This window comes from Ruegeria sp. (assembly GCF_965221235.1).
Taxonomy (GTDB): domain Bacteria; phylum Pseudomonadota; class Alphaproteobacteria; order Rhodobacterales; family Rhodobacteraceae; genus Ruegeria.
Genome location: NZ_CBDCRS010000004.1, coordinates 2469982 through 2484254 on the forward strand (window position 1 = coordinate 2469982; position 14273 = coordinate 2484254).

The following is a 14273-nucleotide window of genomic DNA, read 5'->3' on the forward strand; positions in this document are numbered from 1 at the left end:
GGCGGGGATTGAGGCTGGGTTTTTCGATATGATCACTAGCTCGCACCTGAGCTGCGAGATGGGGCTGCGCCCGTCCGGTCTCGGCTGCGCCCACTGGACACCTCGCCGCTTTTAGCGGTTCGCTCCTGGAACCCACAACACGTCCTGCGTGCCGTTTTCGTTGGCGCAGCGGGCGGCCACGAAGAACCAGTCGCTTAGGCGGTTCAGGTACTTCACGGCCACCGGGTTCACCGGTTCCATATTTGTCAGCTCGACCGCCAGCCGCTCGGCTCGGCGCGAGACGGTGCGGCACACATGCAAATGCGCCGCCAGACGCGATCCGCCGGGCAGGATAAAGCTGCGCAACGGCTCGAGCGATTCGTTCATGGCGTCGATCTCGGCCTCAAGCCGGTCGATTTGCGCGGCAACGATGCGCAATGGAGGGTAATCGGCGTCTGCGTCCTTTTCCATATCGGGGCGGCAGAAATCGGCACCCAGATCAAACAGGTCGTTTTGGATGCGGGACAGGGCGGTATCAACCTCGCCCCCAGCTTCGGTACGCGCCACGCCGACGAATGAGTTCAGCTCATCTACGGTGCCGTAGGCGGCAACGCGGCCAGAGTATTTGGCAACCCGTTCGCCGTTTCCAAGCGCGGTTTTGCCGTCATCGCCTGTGCGGGTGTAAATCTTGTTCAGAACGACCATGACTTAAGCTCCTTGTCCACGCAGCCAGACGTAGAGCACGATCAGCACGACGGCAATGAATTGAAACAGAATGCGCAGGCGCATCATCTTGTTGCTTTTGAGGGCAGCACTTTTCCCGGGTTTGCCGAAATTCGAAATGCCGATCACAAGCACGACGACAACTGCCGCCATAGCCAAAAGCAAAACGACCATCAAAAGGTCCATGGGTACACCGTCCGGGTTTCTTGTTTCGTTAGGCTATCATCTAGACCCGTGGCTGCGAAAAGCGAACGGGTAATTTCGCCTCAGACGTCCGAGAGGATGCGGTCGATGGTGCGGGTCGGCAGGATGCGGCGCAGGTATCCGGCGATATAGGTTGGGGTCGTGACGTAATACCGCGGGCGGGGCCGTTTTGATTCGACCGCATGCGCAAGCTTGTCGGTGACGGCTGACGCTGGCAGTTCAAATCGGTCGGGGCCGGAGGATTCGTACAGTCTTTTCAACAGCGAGGCTTCGTATTTGCCCCGCAGGGCCGAGTTCTGCCAGTTTATGAACCTTTCAAAAATCGGAATGGAGTTCTCGCGCAATTTCGAGGTGATCGGGCCGGGCTCAATCAGGATGACCTTGATGTCAGTGTCGGCCAACTCCAGCCGCAGAGTATCCGTCAGCCCTTCGATGGCGTATTTGGTCGCCACATAGGCACCGCGCCATGGATAGGCGACAAATCCCAGAACCGAAGAGTTCTGAACGATTCGCCCGTGCCCCTGTGCCCGCATCACCGGGATCACTTGGCGGGTCAGGTCGTGCCAACCAAAAAAGTTGGCTTCGAAGATATGGCGCAGGCCATCGGTCGGCAAATCCTCAACCGCGCCCGGCAGGCCATGTGCGCCGTTGTTGAACAGCGCGTCCAATGTGCCGCCCGTCGCGTCCAGCACTTCGGTCAGGCCGGAGGTGATGCTGTCGGCGTCGGTATAGTCGATGCGCGGGCTTTCAAAGCCCTGCGCGCGCAGCCGGTCGCAATCGCGTTGCTGACGGCACGAGGCGAACACGCGCCACCCACGGGCGCGCATGCCGTGGGCTGCATCCAGACCAATGCCCGAGGAACATCCGGTGATAAGAATGGTTTTCTGCATGATGTCCCCGCTTCCGAACTTCACCTATAGCTATGGCGCGGTTCGGGGCAGGGCAATGTCACGACTGCGTCAGTTGGCCGTTTTTCGCACCAGCGAAGAGGAAATCCATCCGACCTGTTGCTGTGGCAACACGCGCAGGCGCAGCCAGCCGGTACCGGAGTCGCTCAGTACTTCAACCTTCTGGCCGATGGTGACTTTGGCGATGATCGGATAGATCGTACCCGGCCCGTCACGCATGTTTACGCGCGTTCCGGAAATCTCGCGGATGTCCTTTTCAGGCTCGGGCAGGGCAGGTGTTTCGGCCACGTCCTCTGGTGTTTCATCCGTGACCTGACGCAGCCCGGCGACGCCGTCTTCGAGTGAGGCGAGCGTGATATTGGCGCTTTGATCTGCAAACACTGTGATGCCCGAAAGCGAGGCAAGGCTAGCCTCATCGGCAATAATCTCGACGACGTCTTCAACCGCAGGCTTGGGCTGGATGCGCACCGTAGGTACACGGGTCGAAACCTTGGTCACAAGCTCTTCAGCCTGGGCAGGGGCCACAGACGGGGCCGGAACAGCAACAACGCGCTCGGGCTGGTCGGAACGCAGGCCGCGCGGTTCAAAGTCCGGCCCGCCGCTCATGACATAAAAGCACCAGCCGAGTGCAGCAAAAGTCATAACAATAAGGCGCGTCATGGCGCATCCCCCACTAATCACAAGAAAATAGAAATAGGCAGCATTCTAATTCGTTCAGGGTACCATAATTCCGGCCTTGAGTCGAAAAACGGGGGAAATCGGGGGGTTGCCTCCCCCTGTTGCAAAAAGCGCCACTTGTCCCCAGCAAAATGCACGTTGCTTGCTTTACCAGCGCGCTCTTGCGGCGTATCACATTATGTATGAACGACACGATCGACGACCCCAACATGGAGGCCCCCGAAGGTGGGGGCGAGGTAGCTGAACCGCTGCGCCGCGCGATTGGCGAACGCTATCTGACCTATGCTCTGTCCACCATCATGCACCGGGCTTTGCCGGATGCACGCGATGGTCTGAAGCCGGTTCACCGGCGAATCCTCTATGCGATGCGCGAACTGCGACTCAGCGCGACGGGTGGCTTCCGTAAGTCTGCCAAGATTTCGGGCGACGTGATGGGTAACTATCACCCGCACGGTGACGCTGCGATCTATGACGCGATGGCCCGTCTGGCGCAGGACTTCAACGTCCGTTACCCGCTGGTCGACGGGCAGGGGAACTTCGGCAATATCGACGGCGATAACCCGGCGGCCTCGCGATACACCGAGGCGCGGATGACCGTCGTAGCCGAAGCGCTGCTGGAAGGTCTGAACGAAGACGCCGTCGATTTCCGCGACAACTATGACGGCACGCTGACCGAGCCGGTCGTGCTGCCTGCGCAGTTTCCGAACCTGCTGGCCAACGGTGCCAGCGGTATCGCGGTCGGCATGGCGACCAATATCCCGCCGCATAATATTTCCGAGCTGTGTGACGCCTGTCTGCATCTGATCAAAACGCCGGATGCGCGGGACGATACGCTGTTGAACTATGTGCCCGGACCGGATTTCCCGACCGGCGGCGTGATCGTCGAGCCGCCCGAGAATATCGCGCAGGCCTATCGCACCGGGCGCGGCTCGTTCCGTCTGCGCTGCAAGTTCGAGGTCGAGGACCTGGGCCGTGGCCAGTGGCAGATCGTTGTCACCGAGATCCCCTATCAGGTTCAGAAATCCAAGCTGATCGAAAAGATCGCGGAACTGATCCAGACCAAAAAGATCCCGATCCTCGCCGATGTCCGCGACGAATCCGCCGACGACATCCGCCTGATCCTCGAGCCACGCTCTAAGAACGTGGACCCCGAGGTGCTGATGGGGATGCTCTATCGCAATTCGGATCTTGAGATACGGTTCAGCCTGAACATGAATGTGCTGATCGACGGCGTGACGCCCAAGGTCTGCTCGATGAAGGAAGTGCTGCGTGCCTTCCTTGATCACCGGCAAGAGGTACTGCTGCGTCGCTCGCGCCATCGCATGGCGAAGATCGACCACCGCTTGGAGGTCTTGGAGGGCTTTATCGTCGCCTTCCTCAATCTCGACCGAGTGATCGACATCATCCGCTATGATGACGACCCCAAAGCCGCGCTGATGCGCGAGGATTGGGGGATCGACCATGTCCGAGCGACCAGCGAGGCCGATTATGTCTCGCCCCGGCCGGGCGAGGGCGAACTGTCCGAGGTTCAGGTCGACGCCATCCTCAACATGCGCCTGCGCAGCTTGCGCCGCCTGGAAGAGATGGAACTGGTCCGCGAGCGCGACGAGCTGATGCTGGAACGCGCCAATCTCGAGGATCTGCTGGCAGATCCCGCCTTGCAATGGGCCAAGATCGCCGAGCAACTCAAAGAGACCAAGAAGACCTTCGGCAAGGACTACGAAGGCGGCGCACGGCGCACGCAGTTTGCCGAGGCCGGGCAGGTCGAAGAGGTTCCGCTTGAGGCGATGATCGACAAAGAGCCGATCACGGTTGTCTGCTCTCAGATGGGCTGGATTCGCGCCATGACCGGCCATATCGACCTCAAGCGTGAGTTGAAGTTCAAAGACGGCGACGGCCCGCGTTTCATCTTCCACGCGGAGACAACCGACCGGCTACTGGTGTTTGCGTCAAACGGGCGGTTCTACACCGTCAGCGCTGCCAACCTGCCCGGCGGGCGGGGCATGGGCGAGCCGCTGCGCCTGATGGTCGACCTGCCGAATGAGGCGCAGATCATCGACATTTTCATTCACAAGCCGGGCCGAAAGCTGCTTGTGGCATCGGATGCGGGCAACGGATTCATGGTGCCCGAGGATGATGTGCTGGCCCAGACCCGCAACGGCAAACAAGTACTGAACGTCAAAGGCGACGAGACGGCGATGATCTGTAAACCGGTGGATGGGGATCACGTGGCCGTGGTGTCTCAGAACGGCAAGTTCCTCGTGTTCCCGACCGAAGACCTGCCCGAGATGACACGCGGCAAGGGTGTGCGCCTACAGAAATACAACATGGCGCGGGGCCGACAGGGAACGCTGGAGCTGGATGGCGGCCTGTCCGACATCACCACCTTCAACTGGGCAGAGGGCCTGAAATGGTCCATGGGCGGCGACAAAACCCGGCACGAGGCGGACATGTCCCAATGGCTGGCCAAGCGCGCGAGTGTCGGTAAAAAACCGCCCTACGGCTTCCCGCGCGACTATAAATTCTCGTGATCGACCCGGGGTCCAGAGTGGAATTCTGCCGATACGGCTTGGCACAACCCGTATCGGTGCGCTAGATCAATGAAAACAGGCCTATCGAGACGAGACATGTTGCGCATTCTGACCCTGATCACCGGACTGGCCCTGATGGGCGCCTGCACCCAAACGCAGGTGTACGAAGAACCCGAGTCGCTTGGGGAATTCAAGCTGCGCGTGAACTATGCCTTTGCTGAAAAGGCCGTTCAGGGACCTGTATCACGGGACGCTACACCGGAGGAATGGACCGAGGCGATTCAGAACGCGGTGGATATCCGTCTGGGTCGTTATGAAGGTGCACAGGAATATGACATCGGCATCAGCCTTGAAGGCTACATGCTGGCCCCTCCGGGTATTCCGGTCATCTATAATCCGAAAAGCACAGCCATCGTTCTGGTCAACGTATACGATGTGAAGAATGAAGAGTTTCTGGCCAAGCGCAAGCAGTTTCAGGTGCTGGAAGATACGACCGGCGAAAGTGCCCTGACGGGATCGGGTAATACCCGGACCAGGGAAGAACAGATGAGCGGTCTTGCCCTGAAAGTGGCCGACCGGGTCGAGGAGTGGCTGGCCGAGGAACACAAGGACAACGGCTGGTTCGACAAGCGTCCTGATCTGATCCAGCCGCTGGAAACCGACGCGATCACGCAAAATCCGGTGTGATCGGCGCATTTCCATCAGGATGTGCTTGATTTTCCCTCCTGAACCAAATATCTCGCGCGCGCAGATGTAACCACGGGACCAAGGGTCCCCCAAATCGCAAAAGGGCGCCTGAGGAATGGCAAAGGAAAAGTTTGAGCGTACAAAACCGCACGTCAACATCGGCACGATTGGCCACGTTGACCACGGCAAGACCACGCTGACCGCAGCAATCACCAAGTATTTCGGTGACTTCAAAGCGTATGACCAGATTGACGGTGCGCCGGAAGAGAAAGCGCGCGGCATCACCATCTCGACCGCCCACGTGGAATACGAGACCGACAACCGCCACTATGCGCATGTCGACTGCCCCGGCCACGCCGACTACGTCAAGAACATGATCACCGGTGCCGCTCAAATGGACGGCGCGATCCTGGTTGTGAACGCTGCTGACGGCCCGATGCCGCAGACGCGTGAGCACATCCTGCTGGGCCGCCAGGTTGGCATCCCGAAGATGGTCGTGTTCATGAACAAAGTTGACCAGGTTGACGACGAAGAGCTGCTGGAACTGGTGGAAATGGAAATCCGCGAGCTGCTGTCTTCGTATGAATACCCCGGCGACGATATTCCGATCATCGCAGGTTCGGCTCTGGCCGCGATGGAAGGCAACAACCCGGAAATCGGCGAAGAGAAGATCAAGGAACTGATGGCGGCTGTTGATGACTACATCGACACCCCTGAGCGTGCTGTTGACCAGCCGTTCCTGATGCCGATCGAAGACGTGTTCTCGATCTCGGGCCGTGGTACCGTTGTTACGGGTCGTGTTGAGCGTGGCGTGATCAACGTTGGCGACGAGATCGAAATCGTCGGCATCCGCGACACTTCGAAAACCACCTGCACCGGCGTTGAAATGTTCCGCAAGCTGCTGGACCGCGGTGAAGCGGGCGACAACATCGGCGCCCTGCTGCGTGGTGTTGACCGTGACGGCGTTGAGCGTGGCCAGGTTCTGTGTAAGCCGGGTTCGGTTACACCGCACACCAAGTTCGAAGCCGAAGCCTACATCCTGACCAAGGAAGAAGGCGGTCGTCACACTCCGTTCTTCGCGAACTACCGTCCGCAGTTCTACTTCCGTACGACTGACGTGACCGGCACCGTGACCCTGGCCGAAGGCACCGAGATGGTCATGCCCGGCGACAACGTGTCGTTCGGCGTTGAGCTGATCGCACCGATCGCGATGGAAAACGGCCTGCGCTTCGCGATCCGCGAAGGCGGCCGCACCGTCGGCGCCGGCGTTGTGTCGAAAATCATCGAGTAATTGGCTCTGGCGAAATGCTAAGGAAAGGGCGCCCCTCGGGGCGCCCTTTTTGTTTGAAACCGTTAATTCCGAGACGCATACAAGACGATTTGTCGAAAACCATCGCGTAAATAGTGAAGAAGTTGTTCGTTAAATAACCTCGGCCCCGACGGGTGAGAAAAAGAGGGCTCGTATTTTAGCGGCGGCCTTTTTCTTTTCATATTTTTGTCTATCCTACCGAAACGACCCAATCGTATTCAGGTAACATGCTAGATTCCTTGTCTAAATTCTATATGCCCGCTGTCGTAGCTGCCGCCATGGTCGGTGTGAGCAGTGTCAGCGGAAATGCCAAGCCGCTTTTGACAAATTCACAGTCTACCTATTCCTCGGCGTGCCTCGAACAGGTCGAAACGCCTGAGCGTTTAATTGAAATCTGTCAACATGGACTGGACAATGCCGGTGCTTCGGACCGGCAGCGCATTGAGATGCTGGACCGATTGGCCTGGGCGTATTTCGATCTGGGGAACTTTGAACGATCAGACGACGCATTTATGGAAATCCTCGATCTTGACCCAAAGGCTGAGCTGGGATTGCAAGGACGAGGCTGGGTATCGTTTGTCCGGGATGACTTCACCAGTGCCAGCGCATGGTTTCGTAAAGCTGTTTCGCGTACGCCCACGGCAGCAAATCTGTCCGGGCTTGCGGCCAGCGAGCGGCGCGATGGCCAAGTTGAGTTCAGTGAATTCGAAGAACGTATGCGCGTCGCTCTTGCGTTGAACCCTGAATACACGTGGGGGCTTCGGGAACTTGCATGGAGCTTGACTGACTATTCCCGAAATGACGAAGCGCTGGAGCTGTTTCGATCCGCCGTAGAAGTTGATTCCTATGACGCAAATGCGGAATACGGAATTGCCTATACCCTGTCGGAAATGAATGAGTGGGAAGAGGCTTTTTCTCATATCACACGCGCATTGGAGCTGGATCCTGAATTCACCGGGGCCAAGTCCCGTCGTTCTTTGATCCTTTTGATGCTGAACCGTCCGAAACAGGCGTTGAAGGATGCTGAGGCGGTTATTGCGGCTGGCCCAGAGGATGAAGATGGCTATGTCCGCAAGGCGCGCGCCTTGTCAGCTTTGGGTCGCAGGGCCGAAGCGCATTATGTGTTGGAAACGGCAGAAGAAAAGGCGGGACCAAGCGGGTATCTGCTGTATTGGCGGGCCGATCTGCTTGCTGACGATCACGACTTTTCCGCAGCGCTTGATCAGATTCGGCGCAGTGTCGCGTTTGATGATGCGAGCCATTTCAATCATCGCCTGCATGCCGAAATTGCCTTGTGGCTGGAAAAGGTAGACGAGGCTCGCGAAGCCATTGACCTGGCGCTGCAAGGTAATCCAGGCGAACCTTATTTGCAGTTCGTCGAAGCGAGGGTGATGATCGGTGAAGGCGAGTTTAAAGCTGCCGAAACCGCGTTTGATGCTGCGGTCGAAGCTGGTTTGCCCGAGGAGCGGCTAAGCGACTTCCTCACGGATTTGGTGGTTGAGGGTCGATTTATGCAGGCGTTGTCGATGCGCCTTCGCTATTCGACGGCGACTCAGGGTTAAAACGTCAAAGGCATTGCGCCCGGTGAGCCTTTGGCGCACCAAGACGCTGTTTCAGCGGCAACCGACCCAAATGACGTCAGGCGAAAGCAGCCTCAGCAGCCGCGCGAACGGCACGGATGTTTTCACCGTAAACGTCAGGCTGATCCACCGACCCGCCTTTGAACACAGCTGACCCGGCGACCAGAACATCCGCACCAGCTGCCGCAACCAGCGGGGCGGTCGTCGGATCAACGCCTCCGTCGATCTCGATATGCACGGGGCGGTCGCCAATCATGTCACGCAGCTTGCGGACTTTACTGGTCATGTCGATGAACTTCTGGCCGCCAAATCCGGGGTTCACGGTCATGACGCAGACCAGATCGGTCAGGTCCAGCAGATGCTCGACCGCCTCGGCGGGTGTGCCGGGGTTCAGAGCGACGCCAGCCTTCATGCCTGCCGCGCGGATGGCTTGCAGGGTGCGGTGCGTGTGCGGCCCGGCCTCAATATGGGCGGTCAGGATGTCGGCACCCGCATCGGCATAGGCCTGAATATAGGGATCGACCGGCGCGATCATCAGGTGAACATCCATCACCGTTTTCACATGCGGACGGAAGGCTTTGACGGCGGGGGGGCCGAAGGTCAGGTTTGGGACGAAATGGCCGTCCATCACGTCGATATGGACCCAATCGGCGCCTTGGGCTTCGATGGCCTGAATCTCGGCCCCGAAATTGGCGAAATCGGCGGACAGGATCGACGGGGCGATCTTGATGGTACGGTCAAAGCTCATGGCGGCCTCGTATAAGCTGAAGAGTCGGCCCGCGTATACCTGCGCTGTGCCGCGAAGGGTAGCCCCTGCGACTTTCGCACCGTTACAAAACTTTCACCACCCTGACACACAACCGTTGAGCAGCATCTGTAGCTGACCGCCAACATGAACTGGGGGTGGCACGTGCTGCGGATCGATAAACTGACCAAACGCTTCGGCGAAAATACAGCGGTGGATGCGGCGACGCTGGACGTGGACAAACCTTGCATGATCGGGATCATCGGCCGTTCGGGTGCGGGCAAGTCGACCCTGCTGCGCATGATCAACCGTCTGACGGATTCCAGCGACGGTCAGATTCTGTTCGAAGGCCGTGACGTGACCCAGTTGAAGGGTCGTGAGAAACGCGCATGGCAGGCCGACTGCGCTATGATCTTCCAGCAGTTCAATCTGGTGCCGCGGATGGATGTGGTCTCGAACGTGCTGCACGGCACGCTGAACCGCCACTCGACGCTGGCCACCATGTTCAACCTGTTTCCGATGGACGAGATTCACCGCGCAATCGACATTCTGGACCGTCTGGGCATCGCCGAACACGCGCCGAAGCGGGCCGAGGCCCTGTCGGGCGGTCAACAACAGCGGGTCGCCATCGCGCGCGCCCTGATGCAGGACCCCAAGATCATTCTGGCGGACGAACCCATCGCCTCTCTGGACCCGATGAACGCGCAGGTGGTGATGCAGGCGCTGCGCCGTATCCACGAAGAGGATGGCCGTACCGTCATCGCCAACCTGCACACGTTGGACACCGCGCGCCGCTATTGCGACCGCGTGGTCGGGATGCGTGACGGGCGCATCGTCTTCGACGGTCTGCCCGAGCAGCTGACCACCGGCGTCGCCCGCGAAATCTACGGTGCTGATGCCAGCTTCTCGGAAGAGGCAACGTCGACCGAGATCGAAACTCTGGATGCCACCCAGAAGGCCCTGATGGAAGCGGAAGCCACCATCTGAGCCACCCAACCCCCTTTCATCGCCCGGTCCGATGAAAGGCCGGGGCAATCAAACTGGAGAGAGACAGATGAAAAAACTAATGGCTGCCCTTGTTGCGACCACCGCAATGGCCGCGCCTGTATTGGCTGACGAAATCAGCGAGTTCCGCATTGGCATTCTGGGCGGTGAAAACGCTCAGGACCGTCTGAACAACAACGATTGCCTGCGCACGATGCTTGAGGACGAACTGGGCGTTCCGGTGAAACTGTTTGCGCCTGCTGACTATAACGGTGTGATACAGGGCATTCTGGGCGGAACCATTGATCTGTCACTGATGGGCCCATCTTCTTACGCTGCCCTGCATCTTGCCGACGAAAACGCGGCTTCACCGATCCTGGTGAAGGTGAACAGTGATGGTTCGATCGGCTATCATTCGATTGGTTTTGCCCGCAAGGATAGCGGCATCGCCTCGCTGAAAGATATGCAGGGCAAGACCTTCGGCTTTGGTGATCCGAACTCGACCTCGGGCTATCTGATCCCATCCATCGAAATTCCGGCAGCCACTGGCGCGACAATGGAGTCAGGAGATTACTTCGGTGAGGTCAAATTCACCGGTGGCCACGAGCAAACAATTGTTGCTGTGAAAAACGGTGACGTGGATGGTGGTGTGACCTGGGCTGACGGTCAGGGCGATTGGGAAGATGGCTACAACTTTGGCGCGCTGCGCAAGGCTGTGGATGCTGGATTGGTCGACATGAACGACCTTGTCGAAATCTGGCGGTCCAAGCTTATTCCGGGTGAGCCGATTGTGTTGCGCAATGCGTTGCCGCAAGACGTACGCGTTTCCGTTACCAACCTTTTGGATAACATCGCGGAAACTGACGCTGAATGCGCGTACAATCTGGCCGGGGGTGAAATTCAAGGTTTTGATCCGATCACCCACGACGCCTATGTTTCGATTGTCGAAGCACGCAAGCTGAAATCCAACTAAGCCTGCATATCCAATGCGCGGGGTCCGGTGCCAAACCGGACCCCGTTTTTCCACTCAGGAGCATTCCATGACAGACCTGACTGCTGGGTCCACGACCGTCGATCAGATTCGCGATGACTATACCGAGATGGCGCGACGAAAGAGGGTCTATGGTGGTATCCTTCTGATCTTGTTCGTGGCCATGATGGCCGCAGGGTTCCGCACGGCCGACAGCCGCAACGCGGGCAGTTTTGTCGACGGCTGGCACAGGATTTTTGACTACCCGGCCGAGGTTCTGTCCGAGGCTTGGGAAAAGATCGGTGAGATGCCGGCAAACCTGGTTGAGTTCTTCCCGGCGCTGGTCGAGACGCTCAACATCGCCGCAGCGGCAACGTTGGCGGGCACGATATTGGGGACGTTTCTGGCGCTGATGTCGACGCGTGGCATGGCTTATTGGCCCTCGCTTATCCCTCTGTTCCGTCGGATATCGGATGTCTTCCGGGCGGTGCCTGAGATCGTGATTGCTCTGGTGCTGATTTTCATTCTGGGTGGTGGCCCAGTGCCTGCAATGATCGCCATCGCAATCCATACAGCGGGTGCGCTGGGCAAGCTGTTTTCCGAAGTAAACGAAAACGCCTCGTTGAAACCGGTCGAAGGGTTACAATCAGTCGGCGCAAACTGGTCGCAGCGGATGTATCTGGGCGTGATCCCTCAGGTGGGGCCGAACTATGTCAGCTACGCCTTGCTGCGGTTCGAGATCAACATCCGCGCCTCGGCCATCCTTGGTTTCGTCGGTGCGGGTGGTCTGGGATATGAGCTGCGCAACGCGATGTCCTGGGGACAGGGGCGCTATGACGAAGCGGCTGCCATTTTCATCCTACTGTTCGTCACAATCGTCATCGTAGACCAGATATCGGGCTATCTGCGCGATCGTCTGGCCCACGGGTCCGAAAAAGGAGCTTCCGTATGAGCACCTTCGCAACCAATCTGACCACGGCCGAGCTGAAGGCCGAGGCAGATCGTCTGTTCAGCCGCAAACGTCTGGTAAACTTCAGCCTGCCAGCCTTAGTGTTGGTTTACCTGATTTATGTGTTCTTTGCCTTCGACGTGCCGGGTTTGGCGGCTCGGGCGAACTGGGAAAACGGCAAGACGCTGGTCTCAGACAGCTACAGCTATAAGACGCATATCGAACGCGACAACCGCTCGGGCGAAGTGTCCGCGGCCATCGAAGGCGAGCGGAAGGGGGCATACCCTGCCGGTGAAGCACCAGATTGGGTGACGTTGGGCGAGACCACGGTGATTGATCTGGAAGACGGTCACATCGTGCGCTTTGGTCCCGAAACCGTTGAATACGACATCCCCGGATACGGCACCGTACGCGCTACGCCGAACCGCTCGGCCGGGGTGCAGGCGGAATTGCCAGCAGGCGACGTGCCGGAATGGATCAACGTCTCGAAAAACCGTTTGGCGATCACCACGGATGCAGGCCGTTTGACTGTGACCCGCAACCGGTCCGAGGTGTTCCGCTATTTCACGGGGTGGGAACTGTTCTGGTTTACTCTGGACAGCCCGTATTACGGCAAGCCCTTCCCAGAACTGGCTGGCTTGGCCGCACAGGGTGAAGCGGGTGCTATCCTGAACGATTTCTGGACAAACAAGATGTGGCGTCATCAGGACGTGGTCTGGGCTATCTTTGAAACCATCCTGATGGCGTTCCTCGGCACGTTCGGCGCGGCAATGGTTGCGCTGCCGATGGCCTTTATGGCGACGCGCAATTTCAATCCGCTGCGCTCGGTCCGGTTTGCAACGCGCCGTGTGTTCGATTTTGTCCGTGGCGTGGACGCGCTGATCTGGACTGTGGTTCTGGCCCGCGCCTTTGGGCCGGGGCCGCTGACCGGTGCTTTGGCTATTCTGGTGACGGATACCGGCACCTTCGGTAAGATTTTCTCGGAAGCGTTGGAGAATGTCGATCAGAAGCAGATAGAAGGCGTGCAGTCCACCGGAGCCAACGCGCCACAGCGCTATCGCTTTAGTGTGATCCCGCAGGTGACGCCAGTGCTGCTGAGTCAGTTGTTGTACTTCCTCGAATCCAACACCCGCAGCGCCACGGTAATCGGGGCGATTACAGGCGGCGGGATCGGACTGTTGCTGACACAGGCGATCATCACTCAGAAAGATTGGGAAGAGGTCGCCTATTACATCGTTCTCATCATCCTGATGGTGATGCTGATGGATTGGTTCTCGGGCTGGCTGCGGAAACGTCTTATTCAGGGTGAGGCGGTTAAAAAGCGCAGGCAGCGTGATCCGAAAGCCAAGCCTTTCCTGTTGCCCTGAGCAAGGAGGCCAGACATGGCTCGCCTGCGCCCGGATCAGCCTTTTATCCACCCCGATTGCCAGATCACTGGCAGTCAATTCGGACAGTATGTCGAAATCGGCGCGGGCAGCCGGATCGTGAACTCGGTCTGGGGGGATTATTCCTATTGCGACAGGACCTGCGACGTCGCCAACGCCCGGATCGGAAAATTTGCCAATATCGCCAGCTTCACACGGATCGGTGCGACGGATCACCCGATGGAGAAAGCCTCGCAGCATCATTTCTTATACCGGTCCGCTGACTACTGGGAGGACGAGCCGGACGATGCAGATTGGTTCGCGCATCGCGCCAGCCGGACGGCGCAGATCGGGCATGACACCTGGATCGGCCACGCTGCGATCATCAAGCCCGAGGTGACTATTGGCCATGGTGCGATCGTTGCATCGGGCGCTGTCGTAACCAAGGATGTTCCCCCGTATTCCATTGTTGGGGGCGTCACAGCACAACCGATCCGCCCTCGGTTCCCGGAAGAGATCGCCGCGCGGATGCTGGCACTAGCATGGTGGGATTGGGACAATGCCCGCCTGCGCGCTGCGTTACCAGATTTCCGGGCGCTAGGTGCCGAGGCATTTCTGAACAAGTACGAATAAGCTCGTCCTGCCAAGACTAGAAAGGCTCC

14 protein-coding genes are annotated in these 14273 nt (G+C 58.6%); 9 read left to right on the forward strand and 5 right to left on the reverse strand.

Annotated features, from left to right (window positions below; translation table 11 throughout):
• Nucleotides 1-111 precede the first annotated feature (111 nt).
• The 4 genes from ACOQOY_RS15640 to ACOQOY_RS15655 all read right to left on the reverse strand — a co-directional run bounded on the left by ACOQOY_RS15640 (nt 112) and on the right by ACOQOY_RS15655 (nt 2474).
• Nucleotides 112-684, reverse strand: coding sequence for a cob(I)yrinic acid a,c-diamide adenosyltransferase (locus tag ACOQOY_RS15640; protein ID WP_420586288.1), 573 nt, complete (start codon nt 682-684; stop codon nt 112-114).
• A gap of 3 nt (nt 685-687) precedes the next feature.
• Nucleotides 688-888: a twin transmembrane helix small protein gene (locus tag ACOQOY_RS15645; protein ID WP_420586289.1), complete on the reverse strand. Its 201-nt coding sequence runs from the start codon at nt 886-888 to the stop codon at nt 688-690.
• A gap of 80 nt (nt 889-968) precedes the next feature.
• On the reverse strand, nt 969-1796 hold the full coding sequence (locus ACOQOY_RS15650) for an SDR family NAD(P)-dependent oxidoreductase (RefSeq protein ID WP_420586290.1): 828 nt from the start codon (nt 1794-1796) through the stop codon (nt 969-971).
• A 69-nt stretch (nt 1797-1865) separates the two neighbouring features.
• Entirely contained in the window at nt 1866-2474 is a 609-nt protein-coding gene (locus tag ACOQOY_RS15655; RefSeq protein WP_420586291.1) for an SH3 domain-containing protein, read from the reverse strand.
• 200 nt (nt 2475-2674) lie between these two features.
• Here ACOQOY_RS15655 and ACOQOY_RS15660 point away from each other — a divergent pair, with 200 nt between their 5' ends.
• From ACOQOY_RS15660 to ACOQOY_RS15675, 4 genes are all read left to right on the forward strand, one after another.
• Entirely contained in the window at nt 2675-5023 is a 2349-nt protein-coding gene (locus ACOQOY_RS15660; RefSeq protein ID WP_420586292.1) for a DNA topoisomerase IV subunit A, read from the forward strand.
• Nucleotides 5024-5119: 96 nt separating this feature from the next.
• A complete protein-coding gene (locus ACOQOY_RS15665; protein ID WP_420586293.1) occupies nt 5120-5710 on the forward strand; it encodes a hypothetical protein in 591 nt (196 codons plus the stop codon).
• Between the two features lie 115 nt (nt 5711-5825).
• Entirely contained in the window at nt 5826-7001 is a 1176-nt protein-coding gene (gene tuf, locus ACOQOY_RS15670) for an elongation factor Tu (RefSeq protein ID WP_420586056.1), read from the forward strand.
• Between the two features lie 257 nt (nt 7002-7258).
• A complete protein-coding gene (locus tag ACOQOY_RS15675) occupies nt 7259-8581 on the forward strand; it encodes a tetratricopeptide repeat protein (RefSeq protein ID WP_420586294.1) in 1323 nt (440 codons plus the stop codon).
• Nucleotides 8582-8657: 76 nt separating this feature from the next.
• On the opposite strand, the gene rpe is transcribed toward ACOQOY_RS15675, so the two are convergent.
• The gene (gene rpe, locus ACOQOY_RS15680) at nt 8658-9347 is read right to left on the reverse strand and encodes a ribulose-phosphate 3-epimerase (RefSeq protein WP_420586295.1); all 690 of its coding nucleotides are present in this window, start codon (nt 9345-9347) and stop codon (nt 8658-8660) included.
• Nucleotides 9348-9509: 162 nt separating this feature from the next.
• On the opposite strand from rpe, the gene phnC reads away from it, so the two are divergent.
• The 5 genes from phnC to ACOQOY_RS15705 all read left to right on the forward strand — a co-directional run bounded on the left by phnC (nt 9510) and on the right by ACOQOY_RS15705 (nt 14244).
• Nucleotides 9510-10331: a phosphonate ABC transporter ATP-binding protein gene (gene phnC / locus ACOQOY_RS15685; RefSeq protein ID WP_420586296.1), complete on the forward strand. Its 822-nt coding sequence runs from the start codon at nt 9510-9512 to the stop codon at nt 10329-10331.
• A 67-nt stretch (nt 10332-10398) separates the two neighbouring features.
• Nucleotides 10399-11301 (forward strand): phosphonate ABC transporter substrate-binding protein, encoded by a 903-nt coding sequence (phnD, locus tag ACOQOY_RS15690; protein WP_420586297.1) that lies wholly within the window; start codon nt 10399-10401, stop codon nt 11299-11301.
• A gap of 67 nt (nt 11302-11368) precedes the next feature.
• Nucleotides 11369-12250 (forward strand): phosphonate ABC transporter, permease protein PhnE, encoded by an 882-nt coding sequence (phnE, locus tag ACOQOY_RS15695; RefSeq protein WP_420586298.1) that lies wholly within the window; start codon nt 11369-11371, stop codon nt 12248-12250.
• On the forward strand, nt 12247-13614 hold the full coding sequence (gene phnE, locus ACOQOY_RS15700; protein WP_420586299.1) for a phosphonate ABC transporter, permease protein PhnE: 1368 nt from the start codon (nt 12247-12249) through the stop codon (nt 13612-13614). The genes phnE (ACOQOY_RS15695) and phnE (ACOQOY_RS15700) overlap by 4 nt, the downstream gene beginning before the upstream one ends.
• Before the next feature lie 15 nt (nt 13615-13629).
• Nucleotides 13630-14244, forward strand: a complete 615-nt coding sequence (locus tag ACOQOY_RS15705) for a chloramphenicol acetyltransferase (RefSeq protein ID WP_420586300.1) — start codon at nt 13630-13632, stop codon at nt 14242-14244.
• Nucleotides 14245-14273: the final 29 nt, after the last annotated feature.